Source organism: Corynebacterium sp. sy017, from assembly GCF_017918135.1.
Lineage (GTDB): Bacteria > Actinomycetota > Actinomycetes > Mycobacteriales > Mycobacteriaceae > Corynebacterium.
The window spans coordinates 449,836-474,281 of the sequence record NZ_RZUE01000002.1 but is presented as its reverse complement, the minus strand read 5'-3'; the positions used below and the strand labels follow the sequence as shown (position 1 = coordinate 474,281).

The 24,446-nt window shown below is 47.9% G+C and carries 19 protein-coding genes and 1 tRNA gene; 11 read left to right on the top strand and 9 right to left on the bottom strand.

What is annotated here, in order from left to right:
- Positions 1 to 159 precede the first annotated feature (159 nt).
- The 4 genes from EML15_RS05560 to purD all read right to left on the bottom strand — a co-directional run bounded on the left by EML15_RS05560 (position 160) and on the right by purD (position 6,192).
- Positions 160 to 2,289, bottom strand: coding sequence for a S9 family peptidase (locus EML15_RS05560; RefSeq protein WP_144273851.1), 2,130 nt, complete (start codon positions 2,287 to 2,289; stop codon positions 160 to 162).
- Between the two features lie 99 nt (positions 2,290 to 2,388).
- Positions 2,389 to 3,282, bottom strand: coding sequence for a phosphoribosylaminoimidazolesuccinocarboxamide synthase (locus EML15_RS05555; protein WP_144273850.1), 894 nt, complete (start codon positions 3,280 to 3,282; stop codon positions 2,389 to 2,391).
- Between the two features lie 93 nt (positions 3,283 to 3,375).
- Positions 3,376 to 4,815, bottom strand: coding sequence for an adenylosuccinate lyase (gene purB / locus EML15_RS05550; RefSeq protein WP_168195017.1), 1,440 nt, complete (start codon positions 4,813 to 4,815; stop codon positions 3,376 to 3,378).
- A gap of 99 nt (positions 4,816 to 4,914) precedes the next feature.
- Positions 4,915 to 6,192 carry a phosphoribosylamine--glycine ligase gene (purD, locus tag EML15_RS05545; RefSeq protein WP_144273848.1) on the bottom strand — a complete coding sequence of 426 codons (1,278 nt, stop codon included), beginning with the start codon at positions 6,190 to 6,192 and terminating at the stop codon, positions 4,915 to 4,917.
- Positions 6,193 to 6,224: 32 nt separating this feature from the next.
- On the opposite strand from purD, the gene EML15_RS05540 reads away from it, so the two are divergent.
- Positions 6,225 to 6,653, top strand: coding sequence for an HIT family protein (locus tag EML15_RS05540; RefSeq protein ID WP_144273847.1), 429 nt, complete (start codon positions 6,225 to 6,227; stop codon positions 6,651 to 6,653).
- 60 nt (positions 6,654 to 6,713) lie between these two features.
- On the opposite strand, the gene EML15_RS05535 is transcribed toward EML15_RS05540, so the two are convergent.
- Together EML15_RS05535 and EML15_RS05530 are read right to left on the bottom strand one after the other, a co-directional pair.
- Complete coding sequence (locus tag EML15_RS05535) at positions 6,714 to 8,246, bottom strand: HAMP domain-containing sensor histidine kinase (protein ID WP_246858137.1); 1,533 nt, start codon at positions 8,244 to 8,246, stop codon at positions 6,714 to 6,716.
- 49 nt (positions 8,247 to 8,295) lie between these two features.
- Positions 8,296 to 9,009: a response regulator transcription factor gene (locus EML15_RS05530; protein ID WP_144273846.1), complete on the bottom strand. Its 714-nt coding sequence runs from the start codon at positions 9,007 to 9,009 to the stop codon at positions 8,296 to 8,298.
- Between the two features lie 184 nt (positions 9,010 to 9,193).
- Here EML15_RS05530 and EML15_RS05525 point away from each other — a divergent pair, with 184 nt between their 5' ends.
- From EML15_RS05525 to EML15_RS05510, 4 genes are all read left to right on the top strand, one after another.
- A complete protein-coding gene (locus EML15_RS05525; RefSeq protein WP_246858136.1) occupies positions 9,194 to 10,639 on the top strand; it encodes an MFS transporter in 1,446 nt (481 codons plus the stop codon).
- On the top strand, positions 10,626 to 11,162 hold the full coding sequence (locus tag EML15_RS05520; protein WP_185967186.1) for a TetR family transcriptional regulator: 537 nt from the start codon (positions 10,626 to 10,628) through the stop codon (positions 11,160 to 11,162). Before EML15_RS05525 ends, EML15_RS05520 begins: the two co-directional genes overlap by 14 nt.
- Before the next feature lie 87 nt (positions 11,163 to 11,249).
- Positions 11,250 to 13,262, top strand: a complete 2,013-nt coding sequence (ggt, locus tag EML15_RS05515; RefSeq protein WP_144273844.1) for a gamma-glutamyltransferase — start codon at positions 11,250 to 11,252, stop codon at positions 13,260 to 13,262.
- An 86-nt stretch (positions 13,263 to 13,348) separates the two neighbouring features.
- Positions 13,349 to 14,758, top strand: coding sequence for a threonine/serine exporter family protein (locus EML15_RS05510; RefSeq protein WP_144273843.1), 1,410 nt, complete (start codon positions 13,349 to 13,351; stop codon positions 14,756 to 14,758).
- A 44-nt stretch (positions 14,759 to 14,802) separates the two neighbouring features.
- Here EML15_RS05510 and EML15_RS05505 read toward each other — a convergent pair whose 3' ends face one another.
- A complete protein-coding gene (locus EML15_RS05505) occupies positions 14,803 to 15,906 on the bottom strand; it encodes an AIR synthase-related protein (protein ID WP_185967185.1) in 1,104 nt (367 codons plus the stop codon).
- A 373-nt stretch (positions 15,907 to 16,279) separates the two neighbouring features.
- Here EML15_RS05505 and EML15_RS05500 point away from each other — a divergent pair, with 373 nt between their 5' ends.
- Complete coding sequence (locus EML15_RS05500) at positions 16,280 to 18,754, top strand: DUF2156 domain-containing protein (protein WP_144273841.1); 2,475 nt, start codon at positions 16,280 to 16,282, stop codon at positions 18,752 to 18,754.
- 140 nt (positions 18,755 to 18,894) lie between these two features.
- Here EML15_RS05500 and EML15_RS05495 read toward each other — a convergent pair.
- A tRNA-Thr gene (locus EML15_RS05495) sits at positions 18,895 to 18,967 on the bottom strand.
- A gap of 277 nt (positions 18,968 to 19,244) precedes the next feature.
- On the opposite strand from EML15_RS05495, the gene EML15_RS05490 reads away from it, so the two are divergent.
- The 5 genes from EML15_RS05490 (at position 19,245) to otsB (ending at position 24,048) form a co-directional block, all read left to right on the top strand.
- The gene (locus EML15_RS05490) at positions 19,245 to 20,804 is read left to right on the top strand and encodes a threonine/serine exporter family protein (protein WP_144273840.1); all 1,560 of its coding nucleotides are present in this window, start codon (positions 19,245 to 19,247) and stop codon (positions 20,802 to 20,804) included.
- A 111-nt stretch (positions 20,805 to 20,915) separates the two neighbouring features.
- Positions 20,916 to 21,266, top strand: coding sequence for a hypothetical protein (locus tag EML15_RS05485; protein ID WP_144273839.1), 351 nt, complete (start codon positions 20,916 to 20,918; stop codon positions 21,264 to 21,266).
- 5 nt (positions 21,267 to 21,271) lie between these two features.
- Positions 21,272 to 22,738: a trehalose-6-phosphate synthase gene (locus tag EML15_RS05480; RefSeq protein ID WP_144273838.1), complete on the top strand. Its 1,467-nt coding sequence runs from the start codon at positions 21,272 to 21,274 to the stop codon at positions 22,736 to 22,738.
- A 12-nt stretch (positions 22,739 to 22,750) separates the two neighbouring features.
- Complete coding sequence (locus EML15_RS05475) at positions 22,751 to 23,257, top strand: hypothetical protein (RefSeq protein WP_144273837.1); 507 nt, start codon at positions 22,751 to 22,753, stop codon at positions 23,255 to 23,257.
- A 17-nt stretch (positions 23,258 to 23,274) separates the two neighbouring features.
- Positions 23,275 to 24,048 (top strand): trehalose-phosphatase, encoded by a 774-nt coding sequence (gene otsB, locus EML15_RS05470; RefSeq protein ID WP_144273836.1) that lies wholly within the window; start codon positions 23,275 to 23,277, stop codon positions 24,046 to 24,048.
- Here otsB and EML15_RS05465 read toward each other — a convergent pair.
- The gene (locus tag EML15_RS05465; protein WP_144273835.1) at positions 24,045 to 24,443 is read right to left on the bottom strand and encodes a hypothetical protein; all 399 of its coding nucleotides are present in this window, start codon (positions 24,441 to 24,443) and stop codon (positions 24,045 to 24,047) included. The two genes, otsB and EML15_RS05465, sit on opposite strands and share 4 nt — an antisense overlap.
- Positions 24,444 to 24,446 lie beyond the last annotated feature (3 nt).

Below are 24,446 nucleotides of genomic sequence, written 5' to 3'. Positions count from 1 at the left end.
CAAGAAAAAAGTTGCACTGCCGCCAGTGACGTTGAGGGGCGCCACGCATAGGCTATGGGCAACAAAATTTTAAGATGCATGAGATTCCTTAGAAAACATCCTTTTCTCCTTTTACACAACAGGCTCCCAGTTCTAAAAACTGAGAGCCTGTTTTTTACGTTATGCCAATTTTCCAGTGGCTTGATGAATCAACCACGCATACTCAAAAGCAATCTGCCGCCACTTTTCATAGCGCCCAGATACCCCGCCATGACCAGCAACCATTTCTGTTTTGAGATAAAACTGACCACCAGTTGCCGTCGCACGCAATTGGGCAATCCATTTCGCAGGCTCCACATAGAGCACGCGAGTGTCATTTAACGAAGTAACAGCAAGGATATTGGGATATTTCTGAGCAGTAATGTTCTCATAAGGCGCATAGGATGCCATATATTCGTAGATTTCTTTATCATGCAGCGGATCACCCCACTCATCCCATTCCCCCACAGTAAGTGGCAATTCTGGTTTGAGCATACTGGTGAGTGGATCCACAAAAGGCACTGCCGCTTTAATCGCCTTAAACCGGTCAGGAGCCATATTCGCTACTGCTCCCATGAGCAAACCGCCCGCAGAACCCCCAACTGCCACCAAATGCTCTGAGGTAGTTATCCCCTGTGCAATCAGGTAATCAGCAACATCAATAAAATCAGTAAACGTATTCTTCTTCGTTGTGGTTTTCCCAGTGTCGTACCACAGTCGACCCATCTCGCCGCCACCACGCACATGCGCAACCAGCACAATCATATTGCGATCAAGATAAGACAACCACGGGATAGAAAACCCAGGGTCTATGGAAGACTCATAAGAACCATAACCAGTCAACAACGCAGGCTGTGGTTGGGATAAATCCAAATCTGTGCGATAAATCATGGATACGGGAATCTTTACTCCGTCTCGAGCACTTACCCATAATCTGCGAGCAGTATAGTTACTGCTATCGAAATCGCCCAGCACCTGTTGTTCTTTGAGCAAGGTGCGCGTAGCACTAGCTACCTCATAATCATATATTTGTGCTGGTGTGGTAAAGGACTCATAGCTGAGTCGAATAACTGGCGCATCCCATTCCGGATTGCCAAGAGCAGCTGCACTATAGAGCTCTTCTGGGAACTCCAACTGCTCAAAAACACCAAAGCCAGCGTCGTTAAGCTGCATAATGGCTAACCGACCAATCGCTCCAGAACGATAACCAAGCACTATGTGATCACGGTAGGTATCCACACCTTCAATACGCACATCATCACGATGCGGCACCAAAGAATGCAAATCTGCAATCCCCAAATCACCTTCTTCACGCCCGTCGACGGGCACCCAGCCCACGGCAAAATTTGGACCATCCGCGTTATGAGTCACAATCCATACATCTTGACCCGCTACCACTGCATGATCGATGTCGACTTCTAGATTTGGCTGACGCTTGTGCACACACCGGAACTGTGCTTCGGGAGTATCCTGAGCAAGAGCCCACAATTCCGTGCTCAGTCGAGAACCAGAGGAAATGATGAGATACTTATCGCTACGAACACCACCAATTCCTACATTGAATTTTTCATCTTCTTCATAAAAAACTCGAACATCCTCAGCCACCGGGGTACCAACTTTATGCCGCCACACTGAATCTGGGCGCCATGCCTGATCAACGCGCTGATAAAATAAATACTCCTCGCCAATCCAAGTAGCACCATAGAATACGTCTTCAATCACATCATCGAGATCTTGACCGGTTTCTAAATCTTTGATCCGCAAGGTAAACCGCTCATTGCCCTGAGTATCAAGCGAATAAGCAAGATAGCGCCCAGAATTAGTCACTGACGATGCGCCAAGAGACAAAAACTCATGTTGCTTAGCTAGCTCATTGAGATCAAGCAAAATCTGCTCACCAGCAACAGGCTCATTTTCTGGAATATGCGGTGGCACCCACGCATCGGCACCCTCACTAACAGGAATACGGCAAGAGTAGCCGTAGCTTTTTCCTTCTTCAGTTCTGCCGTAATACCAATAATTTCCCATCCGAGTGGGAACCGACATCTCTGTCTCTTTAACCCGCGACTTAATCTCTTGATAGATATTTTCTTTTAGCTCATCAAGCTCAGCTGTATGCTGCTGCACATACGCATTTTCTGCTTCAAGATAAGCACGAGTCTGTGGTGAGTCTTTCTCACGCAACCACTCATAATTATCCACAAAGTCAATACCATGCGTGGTTCTGGTGGTTGGGATAATTGGCGCCACAGGCGGGAAAGAATTAGTCATAACTGACCATAATAGCTTTTCTTTCCACCTAGCGCCTGCACACAGCTACGCAGCGGCACAGCTACTGTTTGGCGTCGAATAGCTCAAGCCGCCAACTTACTACACGCAACAACCGATCCAATGGCAGAATTTTTCACCAGTGATACGCTCAAACGCCTCAACATAACGATCTCTGGTTGCTTCAACCACAGAACCAGGCAATTCCGGCGGCGGCATATGAGAATCTACATCCCACCCAGACTTTGATCCAGTAAGCCAGTTACGCACATATTGCTTATCAAAACTTGCTTGCACCTTGCCAGGAACATAATCTTGCGCCGACCAATAGCGAGAAGAATCCGGAGTCAAAACCTCATCTGCCAGCACAAGATTATTATTCTCGTCTAAGCCGAACTCGAATTTGGTGTCAGCCAAAATAATGCCGCGTTCTAATGTCATCGCAGCGGCTTGCTTATAAATAGCAATGCTGGCATCACGCAATTCTTCTGCCCGCGCACTACCGAGCTTATCGACGACTGCCTCAAAGGAAACATTCTCATCATGGTCGCCGATTTCTGCCTTGGTCGCTGGAGTAAAAATAGGCTCAGGTAACTTATCTGCTTCGACAAGCCCCTCAGGTAATTCCACACCACACACAGCACCAGTGCTTTGATATTCTTTCATGCCAGAGCCAGTGAGATAGCCACGTACCACACACTCAAACGGCAACATCTTTAATTTTTTACACACCATCGCTCGCCCCAGCACCTCTTCTGGGATACGCTCATCGTCGATTGAGCCAGCCAGATGGTTAGGGAAATCGATATTGTCAAAGAAATACTTACTCATCGCAGTAAGCACACGACCCTTGTCTGGTATTTCTGGTTCCAGAATATGATCGTATGCCGAAATCCGATCGCTGACGACCATGAGCAACGTGTCATCGTCGATCTCATAGATCTCGCGGACTTTACCTGCGGATAGGTGACTGTACTGAGAAAGTTCAGGACGCATAAGGCAAAAGTCTAGACCGTTCCCAAGCTAGGTGGTAATCGAGAGCGGTCTAGACGACTAATCGTTATAGATTGTTAGGCAGAAAGTTACTTTCTAGAGGATCTCCCCAGGAGTATATTCCGCCGCGCGAGGATAACGATTTATCACATCATTAACTCGACTCAATACTCGTTTTACCTGCGAAGACGCCGCACCAACAAAGGCTTCACGATCTGCAACAGCAGCACGCAATTCTTCAAGACTCAATGGCAAACGTTCATCTGCACCAAGGCGCTCAATGAGATCTTGTTCACCACCATTCTCCCGCATATTTAAGGCAACAGCCACCGCATTTTCTTTAATAATCTCATGAGCGCTCTCTCGACCCAGCCCAGCACGTACCGCTGCCATAAGGATTTTAGTCGTAGCCAAGAAAGGCAGATAGCGTTCCAACTCACGCTCAATCATGGCAGGGAAAACCCCAAATTCATCAAGCACAGTTAAGAAAGTCTCAAACATACCGTCGAGAGCAAAAAACGCATCAGGCAAAGCTACACGACGAATAACAGAACAGAATACATCTCCCTCATTCCATTGCTGACCGGAAAGATCAGCAACCATCGTGAGATAACCACGCAAAATAACCTGCAACCCACCGACTCGCTCACAAGAACGCGCATTCATTTTATGCGGCATTGCAGAAGAACCAACCTGCCCCTCCTTAAAGCCCTCAGTAACTGTTTCATTACCAGCCATAAGGCGAATCGTATGCGCCAAAGAAGAAGGACCAGAACCCAGTTGTACTAGAGCAGAGATCACATCAAAATCTAAAGACCGCGGGTAAACCTGCCCCACAGAATCAAAAACACGGCTAATACCAAGATGATCCGCAATACGAGTTTCTAATGCAGCAAGTTTTGCTTCATTGCCCCCCATAAGGTCCAACATATCCTGTGCAGTTCCCATCGGACCTTTAATACCGCGCAGTGGATAACGCCCCAACAGCTGCTCAGTGCGTTCTAATGCAATAAGCATTTCCTCCGCAGCGGAAGCAAAACGCTTGCCTAAGGTAGTAGCTTGCGCTGCAACATTATGTGACCGTCCAGCCATCACAAGATTTTGGTAATTAGCAGCGTGCTGTGCAATCCGTGCCAAAACTGCCACAGACTTTCCATGCACTAACTCCAAAGAACGATAAATCTGTAGCTGCTCGACGTTTTCAGTAAGATCACGTGATGTCATGCCCTTATGCACGTGCTCATGCCCTGCAAGAGCATTAAACTCCTCAATACGCGCCTTGACATCATGGCGCGTTACCTTTTCGCGCTGAGCAATAGAATCCAAATCTACGTGCTCAACTACTGCTTCATAAGCGCTAATTGCTTCATCAGGAATCTCAACGCCCAGGTCTTTTTGCCCTTTTAAGACAGCAAGCCACAACTGGCGCTCCATAATAATTTTCGACTCAGGACTCCATAGTTGCGCTAATTCAGCAGAGGCATAGCGGGAGGATAAAACATTTGCGATCTTCTTTTTTTCAGCCACGTTGTCCATTATGGCATTTTTTGCGTACAAAAAAGCAACCAGCTTAATCACCCTGGTGAAAGGCGTCGATTAGGCGTCGATTAAGCTGGTTTGGTATCGGGAGATGATTTAGATTTTGATGCGTCCGTGCAAAGCTGGCAAGGCAATATCGCTGCGATAATGACTACCATCAAGATGTATTTTTTCTATTGCAGCATAGGCTTGGGCTCGGGCAGTCTCTAAATCCTGACCAACACCAATGACATTAAGTACGCGCCCACCAGCGGATACTAACTCTCCCTGTTCACTATGCGCAGTACCTGCATGGCGCACCATGCTTTCCACAGAGCTATCAATGCCACTGATAACATCACCTGTACGGGGCCGAGCAGGATAGTCCTGAGCAGCTAATACGACGGTCACCGCTGTACCTTCTTTCCATTGCAATGGCGCGAGCTCAGCTAATTTTCCTGTTGCAACTGCAGCTAGGGTTGTTGCCAACGGGGACTCCAATAGTGCCAACACTGCTTGTGTTTCTGGATCACCAAAGCGACAGTTAAATTCGACGACTGCTGGTCCTTCTTTACCCCATGCCAATCCAGCATAGAGCAAACCAGAGTAAGCGCACCCTCTTTTCACCATCTCTTTTGCCACCGGAACGCATATCTCATCGACAATACGTTGCACTTGTGTTTGGCTCAGCCACGGTAATGGAGTGTAAGCACCCATACCACCGGTATTAGGTCCCTCATCATTGTCATATGCACGCTTGTGGTCTTGAGCTGGCAAAAGTGGTACAACAGTCTCGCCATCAACCAGGCAGAACAAAGAAATTTCCGGACCATCAAGGAAAGACTCCAATAGCACTGGGTTTCCAGCTGCTAGGACACTGTTTATATGGGCGCGAGCTTGATCGATATCAGTAGTAACTACCACGCCTTTACCACCAGCAAGTCCATCATCTTTGACCACATAGTGTGGACCAAAATGTGCGAGTGTTTCCTCAATCTGCTCTGGTGTTGCCCCTGGTAGTAATTGTTCAGCGCGTGCGGTAGCCACCCCAGCGCTTTTCATAACATCCTTCGCGAATGCTTTGGAGCCTTCGATCTGAGCCGCTGCTTTATTCGGGCCAAAAACTGCAAAACCAGCATGGCGCAATGCATCACCTACTCCAGCTACCAATGGGTTTTCTGGACCAATGACCACAAGGTCAGCAGCAATCTTTTGCGCAAGGGCGACGATAACCTCAGGGTTTTCGATATCAGTTATGTCTGGGTGGCAGGTGGCAATGGACTGCATTCCAGGGTTTCCTGGTGCAATATGCAGTGCCGTTGTTGCTGGATCTTGTGCTAATCCAATAGCTAATGCGTGTTCGCGTGCGCCTGAACCAATAAGAAGTATGTGCATAGTCTTTTAGTCTACAGCTAGAATCTCATAGTATGAGTAGCGTCTTTACACAGATTATTGAAGGTAACCTTCCCGGTCGTTTTGTGTACCGTGATGACACTGTCGTGGCCTTTCTTACGATTGAGCCTCTCGCGTATGGGCATGTTCTTGTTGTTCCTATTGCTGAGGTCGATAAATGGACAGATTTACCGGCTGAAACTTGGGGTCACCTCAATGCGGTTGCTCAAAAAATTGGTAAGGCTATTATCGCAGCATTTCATAGCGATCGAGCGGGATATATTATTGCTGGCTTCGACGTCGCCCATACTCATATTCATGTGTTTCCTACCTCATCTATGGCTAACTATGACTTCGCCACTGCGATGTCTGCTGATAGCACTGACCAGCAACTTATGGATGAAGCAGCCCAGAAACTACGTGATCAACTAGGTACTGATAAAACTGGGCACCTTCTGAACTAGCTAACGCTAGTGCGTAGTTGCGTAAGTAGCGCACAGCGTTTATACGATGCTTAGATAAGCTTAGATAACTCGTGGGAGCACGACTCTAAACGTGGTTCCCACCCCAGGTTGACTGAGCACTGATATTTCCCCGTGCTGGGATTCCACGAGCGATTTCGTAATCGCAAGGCCCAGCCCAGATCCGCCGGTGGAGCGAGTACGCGATACATCAGCACGATAGAATCTCTCAAAAATATGAGCCGCGTCCTGCGCATTCATTCCCACACCATTATCAACGACATCTGCAACAATAGCTGGATTATCACCTAGGTTTCCTTCTCTGAGCACAACACGCACCTCAGCTTGTTCGCCGCCATGTTTGAGAGCATTGACAATCAAATTGCTAAACACTTGATGCAGCCGTGAGGCATCACCAAGAACAAGCGGAACCTCATTCATAGTGGTAGAAACATCTATACTGCGTTGTGGATAGGTCGCACGCAAAGAATTAGCCAATGCAAGATTAAGTTCTAATAGATCAACTGGTTTCTCCTCAAACTGCATTCCTTCTGCTCTAGTCAGCGCTAAAAGGTCTTCCACCAAAACGCTCATGCGACTGGCTTCTTTTTCAATTTTGTCCACTACAAGCTGTGCATCTGTGGTAGCACCAGTACGGTAGAGTTCAGCATAGCCTTTTACACTGGTCAGAGGGGTACGCAATTCATGAGAGGCATCACCGACGAATCTACGCATCTGCTCTTCTTTGTCCCGTAGTTCAATAATCAAGCGTTGTAGTTGCTCAATCATGATGTTGAGCGACGCAGATAGAGAACCAACCTCAGTATTGATGGGATATTCTGGCACGCGACGATCCAAGTTACCAGCCGCAATAGCTGTAGCTGTTGCTTCGACTTCTTTAAGCGGACGGAATGTGCGTTTGATGATATAAAACGCCGCAATCGCAATAAGCGCTAATACTATTGCCCCAATAATGAACTGCCCTAACGCTAAGCGCTGGAGAATCATCGTTTCTTGGGTGACATCTTTTGCTACCACGACGGTTATACCGTTGCGTTCCCTGGCAATGACACGCCATTGCACGGAATCTGCAGAATCTGCACTAGACGGTACATTAACTGGGGCACTGCCTACATGTATTTGTGACCAATCAGGTTTACTTTCCCCATTATGACCTTTGATTTCTGCACTTGAACCATCCGGATAAATCCAGGCAAGATAAAAATCATTGGGAGGATGTTTTACCTTTGCCACGGCTTGTTGTTGGAGATCGTGAAATATCTCTAAACTTACCGCCCAACTGTCCATTGATCGGTTGAGATCTTCATCAACACTGTTATAGATAACACCCTTGATAGTGGTTTGTACTGCTATAGCGCTAGCGCTTAAACCAATAGCAGAAATAGCAATAATAATGAGTACAAGAATGTTACTCATCGGCATACCCTTATTTTTGCCGAATCGATACTTTCTAAACTTAGAACGTCTAGTCCGTTTGGAGCTTATTTCAGGGGCAGACTGTGGTGAAGTGCGCTCAGGTTCATCAGCCACCACATCTGCAGTATCAACAGCACGGGAAAAGTGTTTATCAACCAAAGTCTATTGCCTTTTCTCAGTCTTGAATCACAGCCTAAGTAATATCGTCCTACCCACGTGGTTTACGCAGGACATAACCCACACCACGCACAGTGTGAATCAATGCTGGCTCTGAGGTATCGACTTTGCGGCGCAAATAAGAAATATAGGATTCCACCACGTTACCATCACCACCAAAATCATAATGCCACACGTTATCCAGGATTTTTGCTTTGCTAAGCACTACTTCCGCATTCAACATGAGGAAACGCAAGAGATTAAATTCTGTTGGTGACAGCTCCACCAATTGCCCCGCCTTGGTTACTTCATGAGTATCGTCGTTAAGCGTTAAATCTTCGTACACCAAGGTTGCTTCATCTTCTTGTGATTCTTCGACACTGGCACCGCGCCTTAAAATAACCCGCAGACGTGTAATAACTTCTTCCAGAGAAAAAGGTTTGGTGACGTAATCATCAGCACCAATAGTCAAACCATGAATACGGTTTTCTACTGCATCTTTTGCAGTGAGATATAAAACAGGACCATCAAGACCTTGTGCCCTTAATTTAGGTAATAACTCGAAACCATCCATACCAGGCATCATGACGTCTAGTATGAAAGCATCCGGCTGAAATGTTTGCGCTACCTCTAGTGCCTGGGTACCAGAATTAGCGGTAGCAACCTCAAAACCTTGAAACCTAAGACTAACAGTGAGCAGTTCTACGATATTAGGTTCATCGTCGACAACAAGTACCCGAGTTGATCTTTCATTCATGTTTTCCATTGTCCTCTAATTTCCTATAACTATAAATACTGCAAATGCTCAGCTAAAGCATTGACCATTGCGCTGGCGGAGTTTCCCCTTCATTCAACCCTCCCCCACTGCCGAAATACTTGTACCGTCCTGTCAAAATCCTGTGAATATTAAGACTTGAAAACTGTAACGTATGTTCGGTACAGTTCAATATATGCAGAAAACGTCACAATCGCAACGATGGATCTTCCTCCTCATCGTTTCCCTAGGACTATTCATGGTTTCTGCAGATAATTCCATTCTTTTTAGTGCACTGCCCACTTTAAGAGAATCCTTGAACACCACAGAACTCCAAGGATTATGGATTGTCAATGCCTACCCTCTGGTCCTAGCAGGTTTACTTATCGGTACCGGTACTTTAGGAGATAAAATTGGCCACCGACGGATGTTTGAGATTGGCCTCATCATCTTTGGCATCGCGTCACTCATTGCCGCTTTTTCTCCTAACGCACAACTGCTCATTACTGCACGGGCACTACTAGGCTTTGGCGCAGCCACACTCATGCCAGCCACCCTAGCCCTCATCCGTCTTACGTTCATCGACCCTAAAGAACGCAATACAGCAATTGGCATTTGGGGCTCTATCGCAACCATAGGAGCAGCCGCAGGCCCTGTTCTTGGTGGATTTCTATTAGAAAATTTCTGGTGGGGATCAGTATTTCTCATCAATATCCCCATCGTGGTACTTACCTTGTTTTCCACGCATATCTTCGCTCCTGAAAACCAAGCAGATCCACAACAATCATGGGACTTTTTATCTTCCATATGGGCAATGCTCGCTATGACCGGTTTCGTATTTTTCATTAAAGAACTTACCCATTTTCCACTTAATCTCCTATACATTACTGGCTCAGCATTACTGACTCTCGTCAGTTCATGGGCTTTCGTTCACAGACAGAAACACCTAGTAAACCCTTTACTTTCCTTTGATATTTTCCGTAATCGCCTTTTTAGTATCGGAGTATTAAGCGCAGCTCTTTCCATGTTTATTGTTGCCGGAACAGAGTTACTCACTACTCAGCGTTTCCAAATTGCTCTTGGGTTTAGTCCACTCCAAGCCGGACTCATTACCGCTGCCATTGCTCTAGCAGCTTTTCCTGCATCCATTTTGGGCGGAGCTAATCTCCACAGAATAGGCTTTAGACCAATCATCTCTGGTGGTTTTGCTCTGGTAGCACTTGGGCTTTTCCTTGGCGTTTATGCCATATGGAATAACCTTTTCGCTTTACTTATCTTTGGATTCATTACAGCTGGATTTGGTATTGGGCTGATTATGTCAGTTGCCTCCACTGCCATTATCGGCTCTGCACCAGCACATCAATCAGGGATGGCTTCCGCAATGGAAGAAGTCTCCTATGAACTCGGCACTGTATTATCAGTAGCTCTCATGGGCTCACTTATGTCCATGTTCTACACATTACGTGCACCTCAGTCCGTGGCTCATTCTATGGATGCAGGTGGTATGCAAGCAGCATCAGCCATTGACAGTGCCTACGCCACAACTCTCATCATCACAGCAATTATCGCAGCTACCACTGCTATTGGAACTTTCATCTTCTTCAATGGCAATCCCAAGGAGACAGAATATGCGCACGAGTAAAAAAGAACTTCTCATCACCACAGCCATCGACATCATCGAGCGAGAAGGGCTAGAAGCACTCACCTATGATTCGCTTTCCCAAGCCACAAAAATGTCAAAATCTGGTCTGATTTACCATTTCCCATCAAGGCACGCAATGCTGCAAGACATCAATGATTATCTAGCACATAGCTGGGAAGAACAACTTATTGATGCCTTAGACGTTCCTTTGCCAGAATCAACAGTAGAACAACGTGTTTTGGCAAGTCTAGAAGTTTTTTCCGAACACGCATCCTTAAGCGATTTGCTCCTTACTCTCGACGCCACCAACGTCCCTGAGTATCGAAAAACATGGGAGAAAATACTAGAGAAATGGGCATTTCCTCGTGATGTTATTGACAGTGAACCCAAAAAATACCTCATCCATCTCATTGCAGCTGGACTATGGATTCACGATTACATCAGCCCTTTTTCACTCAATGGTACAGAGCGCAAAAAACTCATTGATACAGCACAAGAATTACTTTCTGAAGAAACTCAGTAAGTCGAGTGCAATAACCACCCAGCAATTAGATTCAGGTTGTTATCCCTATCCCATATACCTATCACAGAATAGGTCTAAAATATGTGCATGAAAATACTCTCCCGCATTCTCTCGCCCACGCGCATAACACATACTGCGCAAATAGCATCCTCTCTAGGATGCCTTGTATCTTTGACAGTATCTTTGGCAGCCTGTAGCTCTCCTAGTTCCACAAATAGTGCTACACCAACAAATACTGCCAATAAGCAGGTTAATTATGTCAGCTGCCAAATCCCCGAATCAGCAAACTTTGCAGCAACTTCCATATCTGCAGAAAACACAACCGACAATGCAGCAAAAGGCAATGGTGCAACAACAGAAGTAGCAACCATGCCAGAAAGCGCTACAGGTTTTCGCACCAATCTCACCGCAACTCATGCCAAGAATTTCGCCGTTTCCACCGCTAACCCTCTGGCCACTAAAGCAGCTTGCGATGTACTAAGCAAAGGCGGAAGTGCAGCAGATGCACTGGTCGCAGCACAATTTACCCTAGGTTTAGTGGAACCACAATCCTCTGGAATTGGCGGAGGAGGATACATCCTCTATAGCGATGCAGCGAGCGGAAAACTCATCGCTATCGATGGCAGAGAAACAGCACCAGTAAATGCAACAGGCGACTACCTACTTAATGCGCAACCAGATGCACGCCGCTCAGGAAGATCAATAGGAGTACCAGGCATTGTCGCTGCTCTAGATAAATTGCACCAGCGATACGGTCAACAATCATGGGAATCCCTTACCCAACCAGCTCACGCTCTTGCTCAAGACGGCTTTGCCATTAGTCAACGAATGGCAACAAGCATTGCCGATAATGCACAAGACCTCGCCAGTGATCCTGAAGCAGCTGCTTATTTCCTACACGAGGATGGGAGCCCCAAAACCACAGGCGAAATATTAAAAAATCCAGCTTATGCCCACACTCTAGAAACATTGGCAACCCAGGGAGCTCAAGCACTCTATACCGGAGAATTAGCAAAGGATATCGTCGATAAAGCAACAAGTAATCAAGGTGGGAAAACTCCTTCCACACTCACTACTGCTGATCTCGCAGCTTATACTCCCATCGAACAGGAAGCAGTATGTGCACCATACCGCGATAAAATCATCTGCGGTGCACCACCATCAAGTTCAGGTGGCATTACGGTGCTAAGCGCACTAGGAATTTTAGAAAACGCGGATCTCGCAGCGCTTGCCCCAGAAAAAACTGGTCTAGATGGTGCATTACCTTCAGCACAAGCCCTACACCTTATCAGCGAAGCAGAGCGTCTTGCCTACGCAGATCGTGATGCGTATATAGCCGACCCAGCTTTTGCGCCACTGCCAGGTGGAAATGCCAATGCGCTACTCAATTCCGATTATCTTGCACAGCGTTATCAGCTCATCAATCCAGAAAAGTCAATGGGAACCGCCACAGCAGGTACCTTTGATAGTGAACTTGCCCCTACAGAGGATCTAGTAGAACATGGCACAAGCCATATCAGTGTCATCGATGCACAAGGCAATGCTGCTTCCATGACTACAAGCGTCGAAGCTGCTTTCGGGTCTTTCCACATGGTGGATGGGTTTCTACTAAACAACCAACTGACCGACTTTAGCGCACAGCCCCTCGACGAACAGGGCGTCCCCATTGCCAACCGAGTAGAAGGAGCAAAACGCCCACGGTCTTCCATGTCACCTACGATTATCTTCAATGCCAAGGACAATCATGATCGCGGTGAAGTGTACATGGTGGTTGGTTCACCAGGTGGTGCGGTTATCCCACAATTTGTTATTAAAACCATTATCAGTGTGCTCGACTGGAAAATGGATCCACAACAGGCAATCAGCTCACCAGACTTTGGTGCCCGCAATACTCCAGAAACAGGCATAGGCGGCGAACATCCACTACTTGCGACGAATAATCCAGAAGTAACAAAACTCATTAACGAGTTAGAACAACGCGGTCATAGCGTATCAACCAAAGAACAATCTAGTGGCCTATCTGCACTTATCCGTGATCCCGACGGCCATATCATTGGTGGTGCTGACCCACGGCGCGAAGGCATTGTGCTCGGAGGATAACTATACAATGACAAAACAATGCCAAAGCAGCATTACCGCCCCTCAAAAACACTGCGAAACCACAATGCGGTAAGGTGTGAGCTGCTATGTCTTTAATCAACAATGCACCAAGCAAACGCCCCGGGTTTATCGGAGCGCTACGTACCCTCTGGCGCAGAGGACACGACGATAAACCCAGCGTAGCGACGATTGACGTGGCTGCTGAAGCACCACTATCCCCCATCGCACCTGTTGATTATTCTGACCCCGCTCAAATCTCTGAAGTGCTAGAAATAGCCGCCCGCATCAGTGAAATACTCATTATATGCGGCACCACCAATAGTGATGCCGCAGCACAGGCTCGGGCTATCACAGAATCATATGGTCTTAGCGATGTTCATATCGATATGACCATGAAGAAAATCCACCTATACGCACATTTCAGCAACACAGAACAATATAAACCCATTGTTCATGTGCGCGTCATCGAACCTGAGGCGGAAAACTTTGACCGCCTCATTCAAGTCGATCGACTCATCAGAGACATTCACGCAGCAAAAGCCACACCTGCACAAGCTACCAAAAGGCTCGACGATATTGTTCGCACTCCACCACCACAAGGAATCCTCGGCGTGAGCACTTCCTGGGCTATCATGTGTGCATCAGTTGCCATGCTCATCGGTGGTGACGCACTCGTAGCAGCAATATCCATGTTTGCAGGAGCTATTATCGTCTACACCTTGGCAAAGCTCTCTGAAATCGGACTACCGCCTTTCTTTCAGAACACTGCTGGTGGCATCTTCGCCTCTTTAATAGCAGCAATATCCTACCGATATGCCGATGCTGCAGGTATATCTATTCGCCCCTCTATGATCATTGCAACCTCTATCGTCGCAATGCTCGCTGGGTTGACCATTGTTCAAGCACTCCAAAATGGTGTAAGCCATTCCCCCATTACTGCCAACGCAGGATTTTTCAACGCCGCTATAGCCACAGGCGGGCTCGTCGCAGGAGTAGGGATAGGCATCGCATTATCTAATTCCATTGGTTTTAGTCTTCCCCCAATGGAAACCATTGCCCCGCCCAATTTCTCCTCAACTTCGGTACGAGTGGCAGGAAGCGTCATCGCAACCGCAGCTTACGCCCGCGTCTGTCACGGCGACTTACCTTCAATAATGCTCTCTGGAGTAACAGCATTCTTGGGGTCAAGCCTCTACTACTTCTGCCTTATCCCCCTGGGTATCGACTCCATCTCCGCAACAGCAATCATGGCCGTACTCATCGGATTCTTTGGTGGCTTACTCGGGCGACGCTACCGCGTACCGCCGCTCATCATCACCATTGCAGGAATCACCCCACTATTACCTGGATTGACAATTTACCGCGGAATGTACGCGCTCTCGCACGAACAACTCATTGTCGGTTTCTCAAACCTCACTCTTGCTTTAGTAACAGCAACTGCCTTATCAGCAGGAACAGTCTTTGGCGAATGGCTGGCTCGCCAAGTGAGGGCGTAAGGGACTGCACAACCCTATGTTCGTGCGATGGTTTCCAATGTTTTCTAGGAAAACTTAAGATCTTCACCAAGATATTCGATATTAAATTTAGGCACAACTACACCTCGTTTTCCTTCTGCTACATATCCAGCATGGATAGCACCGTAACCATGAAGATCAGCTAGATGCAAAACTTGAGCAACACAATCCTCATCAACTGTCAATATGTATCCGATCCCCATATTGAGTGTGGAATATGCTTCCTGCTTTGATAATTGCAATACATCCACCATTGTTTCAAGTACCTCGGGTACTTCAGGCAAATCTTCAATCACAAACTTTACTTGGGACTTCCCTCTCATGACTTTCATCAACCCATGACCAGTAACAGCATTAAGGAAAGAAGGACGAATACCAGCAGCTAACACTTCCTTCACAAATTTCACATAAATAATGCTTGGATCCAACAAGGCAGAGCCAAAATCTCTACCACTGGGCAATGTAGTCAGTAATCCTTTAGGTAATTTCTTAGCGACGAGACGCGCTAATGATGCACCATTAGTATGTAATCCTGAACTTTTAAGCAGAATAATCTGTTGTCCTGGTTGAATAGCATCACCAAAAATAGGATCTATCCCTTCAGGAATAACCCCAATTGAACTTCCACCTAATTCCAAACCATCTTTGGCTACTAATCCAGGCAATGCAGGTGACTCTCCACCACCCCACGTTGCCTGTGATAACTCGCAAGCATGACGCCAACCTTTGAGTAATTCTAAAGATCTTCTTGAGTCTTCATACCAACTTGCGTCTCCTGTAGAAAAATACGCTGTCACAAGGGCAGGTAAAGCACCAACTGAAATAACATCATTCACAATGGCAGCAACTGCGTCGACAGCAATATCATGGAAACGAGACTGCCCCGTCTGTTGCAAGTATTGTTCTGCAATGACCGATTTTGTTCCGAGTCCTTCGGTAACAATCGCAAGATTAAGTCCTTGCATATTCATCACGTACGCGGATGCACCACGTGAAGCCCCATATTCGCTAGCGCCAAAAGCGCTCAAAGCGCCGACTGTACTTTTTGCAAAATTGATAGCATCGCTTTTCACCTGGTCAAGTACAGAATAATCCACACCAGATTGCTTGTAGTTCTTGAAATCACTCATAATTTTACTTCCGCTTTGCATGGTGCTCATCACTCGATGGAGAAATAGAAAAGGCAGAATGTTCAACAGGAAACAACTAAATGCCCTGTGCACAATCAAATCCAACACTTTTATTAGTGAGCATAATCTTGATTATCAACAATCATCAATGCTTTTTCTTTGCCCCCCCAAATAGGAATCAAATACCTTAGGTTCTAGTGATTATTGCAATCACAAAGCAGAAATAGCCTGGTTTTTTCCTCAAATGAAAGGACACTTTTTCTTTATCTCATTCCATCACCTAGACCAATTTGCATAGGGATAGGATTAGATGATTATCCATTTGATCTTTTATGTGAGGAGCATTCATTCACAGTGGGAGTAAAAGATTCTGATGTTCGCGTTTAGAAAGAACCCTGTTAGTTATACGTTCATCGGCATTATCTGGATTCTGTGGGCTGTAAATATTCTGAAGTTGCCGGAAAAGTATGCGGCTATTTTCTCTGGTCATCTGCTCGGTGATCTGCTGACACCTCTAGGGTTTGCGTCCACTTCTTTCGGTGGTGCGTTAGCACTGACATTGATGGCGTGTTTCGCGGCTCCTGCGGAGCGGTTGTTGGGTCCTGTGCGTTATTTTGTGACGGGGTGTGTGGCGCAGTTGGCGTCGATCCCTTTGACCTTGATGTTGGCGCGCGCTATTGAGCATATGGGACTGTGGACGTGGGGCGATATGCTACGCCAGCATCCGCATATCTCCCCCATTGGGTTTTTCGTTGGTGGCGCTGGAGTGGCATCGACGTTCATGCCTCGTTTATGGCGACGCCGCGTTCGCTTATCCCTCCTGTCCCTGACCCTCACACTGGTGTTTTATGGCGGTTCTTTCTCTGATTTGCTGGGGGCAACCACGGCACTGAGTTCCATTGCGGTGGGCATGATTGTGAATAAGGAACGTCCTACACTGACATCCTCGGTTCAGGAGAAACGCCTGCTGACGGCGTTGGTGATCAGCATTGTTGCCATTAGCCCTTTGTTGGTTGCGTTGAATCCTCATGCTGTGGGGCCGTTGAGTTCTGTCACTCGGCTGATGTGGACGGCTGATGCGTCTGCGTATCAGGAGGCTGCGGCGTGTTTCTCCGATAGAAATTCGGCGTTATGCCATGACATTATGGCGTTTAACCGTATTTATGGTTTTGGTCCTGCTGTGGCAGATCTTATTCCGCTGCTGCTGCAGTTGGTTTTGTGTTTTGGTTTGCTGCGTGGGCGGCGCCTGGCATGGGTACTGAGCACCATTGGCCAGGTGGTCATCATGGTGGTGCTGTTACTTCAGGTGATGTACCTGCATTGGGATGGGGTTAATTTGTATGGGGTTAGCCTCACAGCAACGGTACTGCCGTGGGTGGCGTGTTTGGGTATGTTGTGGTTTAACCGTTCGGCGTTTCAGATCCGTGAGCACCCGCGTTTGCTGCTTTCTGTAGTGACGCGTGTGAGTGCATTGCTGCTGGTGTTTGTGCTGTTGTGGGTGGTGGTGGGTTATCTGGTACGGGATTCTTTCCTGGATGGTGCCACTGTCATGGATCTTCTGTATGAAGCACCGTTGCGTTTCTTGCCGCCTGTGGTGGCTATTGTGCTCCCTTATATTCTGGTGCCGGATAGCACGCTGGGGTGGGTGCTATATGAGTGGACGGGGACGGTTTTTTGGCTGATTGCTGCCTGGATGTTGTATCGGTTGTTTGCTCAACCTGCTAACCCGAAGCATGATGAGGCGTTGGCGAAGGCTCGGGCAATTTTTGAGTCCGGTAGTGGCGATCATGTGTCTTTTATGACGTTGTGGGATGGGCATCGTTATTTTTTCAATACCGCGGGCAATACTTATGTGGCGTATCGAGCAAGTAATGGTGTGGCATTGACATTGGGGGAACCTGTTGGTGAGGATCCGATGGGATGTGCTGCGGAGTTTGAGGTTTTTGCGCGTGCTCAGGCACTGAAACCTGCGTGGTATTCGGTGCGTTCGTCGTTTATCCGCCCTGGTTTTAAGTATTTGGAGGTTGCGGAGGAGGCACTGCTGAGCACGGAGAATACGGAGTTCAAGGGTAAGAAATTCCAGAATGTGCGCACGGCACGCAATAAAGCGGCTAAGGAAGGAGTGCAGACGCAGTGGACATCCTGGGAGCAGTTGGATCTGACAATGCGGCAAAGAATTGCGGAATTGTCCGAGGAGTGGGTGAGCGAGAAGGCACTCCCGGAGATGGGGTTCACGTTGGGCGGTCTGGAGGAGATACAGGTTCCTGGGACGTGTTTGTTGCTGGCTGTGGGTGATGATGGCACGGTGCATGGTGTGACCTCGTGGATGCCGGTGTATGAGTCTGGTGTGTTGGCCGGGTACACGCTGGATATGATGCGCCGTGCTGACCACGGTTTCAAGGGGACTATTGAGTTGCTTATTTCCGAGGCGCTTCTTATTGCCAAGCAGCAGGGTTGCGGGTGGATTTCTTTGTCTGGTGCCCCGCTTGCGTCTACAACGCATAGCGCTGAGCGCGCCCGTCAAGCTACTGCCGGTGCGGCTGGTGATGGTGCCACATACCACGCCAAAGGCGCAGGTGATGCGGAACCCGCGGGTGCCAGTTCTGCCTTGTTGAGCAGTATTTTGGATCGGGTAGGCCAAGAACTGGAACCGTTGTATGGGTTCCGTACTCTTGCGGCAAGTAAGAAGAAATTTCAGCCGCAGGAGCAGTCATGGAATCTGGCGTATGAGGATGAGCTAGCGTTGCCTTCTATTGGTTTTGCGATTATTCATGCGTATCTTCCTTCTTTGCGAGCACGGGATGCGGCGCGAGTGGTGCGAATGTGGTTGGCGGCTCGTCATGCTTAGCGTCTTAAAATCTGTACGCAAATACCAGTAGATTCTGAGGTGCCTTCCCTTGGTATCCCTGAATAACCCCACTGTCTAATCTAACCCCGATATACAAATATACCCAGAAGAATCAGCAGACTTTTCTTCTGGGAATTTTGAGCTGGAGATGGGACTTGAACCCACAACCTACGGTTTACAAGACCGTTGCGCTACCGATTGCGCCACTCCAGCACATGCCGTTTAGAGCACGAAGAAGATAATAACCTACTTCATGCATATACAGCAACTGCCTTGTTAAAGCACTATTTTTGCCTTTTCTTTTCTCAAGGTATGTATCGAAACATGAGATAGCGAAAAAGAGCAATCATAGCTAGGTTAGTAGGCAGTAGTTTGATTTCCAGCCTTTTGTTGGTGGCTTTCATGGTCACGCCATAACACACTGGAATGCAAAAGAGACCAAGTCGGAATCATCAGATAGTTCAGATAACGCAGAGGAGGTTCAACGTCTGTGAAAATAAACTTTTTGGGCAATCGTCGTGGGCGGGTAGCTACGATCGACGCAGTTAAAGCGGCACCTCCACCATCACCTCTAGCACCTGTTGATCTTACCGACCCTCGTCAGGTGGCAGCTGTCATGGATCTTGCTGCTCGCATTGGTGATATTTTGCTTTCCTCTGGCACATCCAATCGCGATACCTTGGCGCATATTCGCGCAGTGACAGCCTCGTATGGTTTGCTCTATTGCCACGTGGACATCACCCTCAACACCATCACAATTTTCACCACCATTGGCGATGCTGACCTCACTCCAGTAAGTGTGTTCCGCGTGGTATCTAAGATGACCACAGATTTTTCCAAGCTCAGCGAGGTCGACCGCCTCATCCGATCTATTCACGCTGGTGCTACTCCACCGGATGTGGCAACCAAAATTCTCGACGAACTTTTTAGCTCACCGGCAAAATATGGTTTTGCAACCTCTACCCTGGGCTGGGGTGCTTTAGGAGCGTGCGTTTCTATTCTGCTTGGCGGCACTGCGCTTACTGCACTGGTGTCTTTTTTCATTTCGCTCTGTATCATTTCACTGAGCTCTTGGCTTTCCCGACGCTCCCTGCCACTGTTTTTCCAAAATATCTTTGGTGGTTTCATCGCTACTGTACCTGCTGCGCTTACCTACTCTATCGGTGTGCGTCATGGCATACAGATCATTCCCAGTCATATTATTGCTGCCGGTATCATCGTGATGCTTGCTGGATTAACTTTGGTACAAGCACTCCAAGACGGTATTACTGGTGCCCCAGTAACTGCTAGTGCTCGTTTCTTTGAGACTTTCCTCCTCACTGGCGCTATTGTCGCCGGTGTTGGTGCTGGTATTCAGTTTTCTGAGCTCATTGGCATTACCTTGCCGCCTCTAGAGACAATCGCGCATACAAATTATGCTACTGCTACTGCCAAAGCTCTGGCAGGAGCTGCTGCTTCGGCAGCTTTCGCTTTGGCGTGTTATGCCGAGATAAGTTCCGTCATTATTTCTGGTATGACGGCTTTGGCAGGTTCTCTGCTCTACTATTTCATTCTGATTCCTGCAGGTATCGGTGAGGTTACTGCTACCGCAATTGCTGCGAGTGTGATTGGTTTAGCTGGTGGCTTGCTTGCTAGGCGTTTTTTGATCCCCCCACTTATTACTGCTATCGCTGGTATTACGCCGATGATGCCGGGGCTGTCGATTTATCGCGGTATGTACACCGCTCTCAATGAGCAAATGCTGCTTGGGTTTACCAATATGAGCTTGGCGTTATCGATTTGTTGTGCCTTGGCTGCGGGTGTTGTTTTTGGTGAGTGGGTTGCGCGCCGTCTTAAGCGCCCTCCTCGAATCAATCTCTATGGTGTGCTTTCAGGCAGCTGGTATAAGGGGTTGCGTCGACGCCCTCGCTATAATTTTGCTGCTGCGGATAAACCCACCCACCCAGATACTCAGAGCTTTAAGGTGGTCACTGCTGATTCACTCCCGGTTGCAATTAGCGAGCCGCCTGGTAAAGAGAGTGAAGATGAAGATACGCCGGAGGATACTTAGTCAGATATGCACTGCCGACGCCCAGCCTTTCTAGCTGGGATAAGCGAAAAGGTTAATTTTAGAGTATAATTTTCCACCTAGACTGCATTTTCTTAATCTACAGGAGGACCCTTGCCCCCTAAGGTCACTGATACTCGCGCTGCCTCTGCAGAAACTCTCCATGCTGTCGAGGCGGAAACAGCCGCTGCTGCGCGTCGCATTGTTGCCACTTATGCAGAAGATTTCTTCGATGGTGTCACACTGATGTGTATGCTCGGAGTGGAACCAGAAGGTTTGCGCTACCGTAAAGTTGCAGCTGAGCACGAGGAAAAACAAGCCCCAAAGAAAGCTGCGAAAAAGACCTCTAAGAAGGCAAGCAAAAAGGCTACAAAGAAAGCCGCGAAGAAAACTACTAAAAAAGCTGCAAAAGCTACAAAGAAAACTACCAAGAAAACCACTAAAAAGAGCACCAAGAAGGCGTGATTCTCGTGAGCGGTGACAACACCTTCGTCGTAGTAGCTAATCGTCTACCCGTTGATATTTCTGTTACCGCTTCGGGAAATCGTGTTTTTTCCCCTAGCCCCGGTGGTTTAGTATCTGCCTTGAGCCCTGTTCTAGAAAAGCAACAGGGCTGTTGGGTTGGCTGGTCTGGTACCACTCAAGAGGTACCAGACCCTTTCTATACCGATGAAGGCATTTTGCTCTACCCTGTGGGGTTGAGCGAGCATGATTTCCAAAACTTCTATGAAGGTTTTTCTAATGCTACGCTGTGGCCTCTTTATCACGACCTCATCGTTCCTCCTATTTATCATCGCCATTGGTGGGCCTCCTACCGCGATGTCAATCTCAAGTTTGCGCATGCTGTTGCTGACGTCGCTGCTCATGGTGCTACCGTGTGGGTGCAAGATTATCAACTCCAACTTGTCCCAGGAATTTTGCGCCAAATACGCCCTGACCTCACCATTGGTTTCTTCCTCCATATTCCTTTTCCACCGGCAGATCTTTTCCGCCAACTGCCTTGGCGAGAAGAGATCATTCGCGGTTTGCTAGGCGCGGATCTTATTGGTTTCCATCTGCCTTCCAATGCTGCTAATTTTTTGGCGCTAACCAAGCAAGTCGCTGGTGGCGTTGGCTCGCACACTGGGCAGCCCGACGAGCTTGAAGTCACTGGTCAACCAAGTGTTCGTGAGATCACTGCCCATATCACTACCAGCGATAACCGCACGGTAGGTGTTGGCGCTTTCCCCATTTCTATCGACGTCGAGGCATTGCTTTCCACCAATGTCAGTCAAGAAGATAAGACATCATTGCGCGCTGAGCTAGGTAATCCTGAAACGCTTATCTTAGGCGTGGATCGACTCGACTACACCAAAGGTATTTTGCAGCGCCTGCTTGCTTTTGAGGAGCTTTTGGAAGCCGAGGCACTCGATCCGGAAAAAACTCTTTTTGTGCAGGTTGCCACTCCGTCGCGAGAACGAATTGAGCATTATAAAAAAACGCGCTCTGAGGTGGAGGAAGCAGTAGGGCGTATCAATGGTCGTTTTGGCAGTATCACAAAACAAGTGGTGCATTATTATCATCAATCTTTGCCAAAGAAACACCTGGTTAAACTCTATTCCACGGCGGATATTATGCTGGTCACACCGTTCAAGGATGGCATGAATCTGGTTGCCAAAGAATATGTTGCTTGCCATAGCGACGGTAGCGGTGCGTTAGTGCTCAGTGAGTTTGCTGGTGCAGCGCAGGAATTCTCGGAAGCATTCTTGTGTAATCCTTTTGATATGGAATCCGTCAAACGCCAGTTAGTCAATGCGGTTCATGCTCTCAAGCACAACCCGAGCAACGCCGTCGAACGCATGAAAGCGCTCAATAAACAAGTGCGCGAGCATGATGTCAACCTCTGGGCAACATCCTTTTTAGATTTACTCACCCCGGCACATACTCGCAGTAGCTAATGTAGGTAACTTATGCGTGTTCTTCGTTTTTCACAGCCACAATTACTCACCGCCATCAGTCTCATTGCGGGACTCGCGTTGAGCGCTTGCGCCGCGCCAGAGAAGAAAATCACTGACTCTACCTGGCAGGTCACGAATGTGTATACCACAGCCGATTATCCAAGCGAAATAGCAGATGAAGTAGCTGGTGCAGTGACCATGACCTTCGGCGGCACCACCGTACAAGGTTTCACCGGATGTGCTCCCTTTAATGCCATTGTGAGCTTCAACAACGACTCGCACAACACTCGTCCAGAGCAGGCACAACGCCTCAGCATTAGCGATATTAAGTTTCGCGACACTGATCCACAGCAATGTCAGGGAAAAGTGCAGTTCTTCCATGAGGCGATCGTCGAAATGCTCACCTATGGCAAGTTCACCATTAGCCACCCGCAACCAGATATTATGCTGCTTACTTCCACGAAGGAACCAGAAAATAAGCTCGACTCCCCCGCCATCAAACTCATCAATACACACTAAACCACCAAAGGAATGCTATGGCTCCCATAACTCTCGACGAACTGGCACGCACTAAACAACTGCTTGTGGTATCAGATTTCGATGGTACACTGGCAGGGTTTAGTACCGACCCTGCCACAGTACCAGTAAATCAACAGGCAGCAGCAGCATTACATCAGCTTGCTGAATTACCCAACACCACTGTGGCTATTTTGTCTGGGCGCGATCTTGATGGTTTGCGTGCTGCCAGTGGTTTTAGTGAAAAAAGTTTTGTCCTCGCGGGTTCTCATGGAGCCCAGACCAGCGAACCCTATGCAGATATTCTTGCCAGCCCCTGCCTTAACGACGCACAGCAGCAGGCTTTAGCTGCGGTTAGTGAAAAACTTGAGGAGTTGGCTCAAAAGTTAGAAGGTGCTTTTGTGGAGCATAAGCCATTCCATCGCGTGCTCCATACGCTTAAAGCGACTGACCAAAAGGGGGCGGCAGCGCTGCTGGCCGAGGCGCTTGAGCTTGATATTCCTGGTATCCATGCCAAACCTGGTAAAAGTATCGTGGAGTTTTCGGCAGTTACTATTACTAAAGGTAGTTGGATTAGCCAGGCACAATCCTATTTTGATGCAAGCGCTACTGTGTTTTTGGGTGATGATACTACCGATGAGGATGGTTTTGCGGTTCTTGGTGCTGGTGACCTTTCCGTTAAAGTGGGCAATCCACAGGTGGAAACCGCAGCGCGGCTTCGGGTAGCTGATATTGCTGGTGTTGCAGAGTTGCTCACGCAGTTGGCTGGGGTGCGTACTCAGGCACTGGGTTAATCGGCGTTGTCGGCATTGTCGGCGATGTCATAGCCCATTGCTTGTGCCCAGCGGATAAGTGCGCCGCGTATTTCTATCACGTCACCGACGGTTTTAGGTTCTAGGACTGGGTCATTGGGGAGCACTCGCCTAGGATCACCTACGGGAACAATGTCTAGTACATTTTTGTTTTCGCCTATGTGCAAGATAGCAAGACCGATCATTTCTACATTGGTTTGTTCGCAGATTGCCCAACTCAGCATGGTTTCTTCATGCCAGGCAGCTCGAAGTTCTGGCACACTCAGTGGGGTTAAACCGGTTGATATTAGGGCTAGTGCAGGGGTATCGTCAATGCGATCGTCGTCGTGTAGTGGGCGGGCGTAGAATCTTCCACCGTTGATTTCCATAGGTTCCATAAT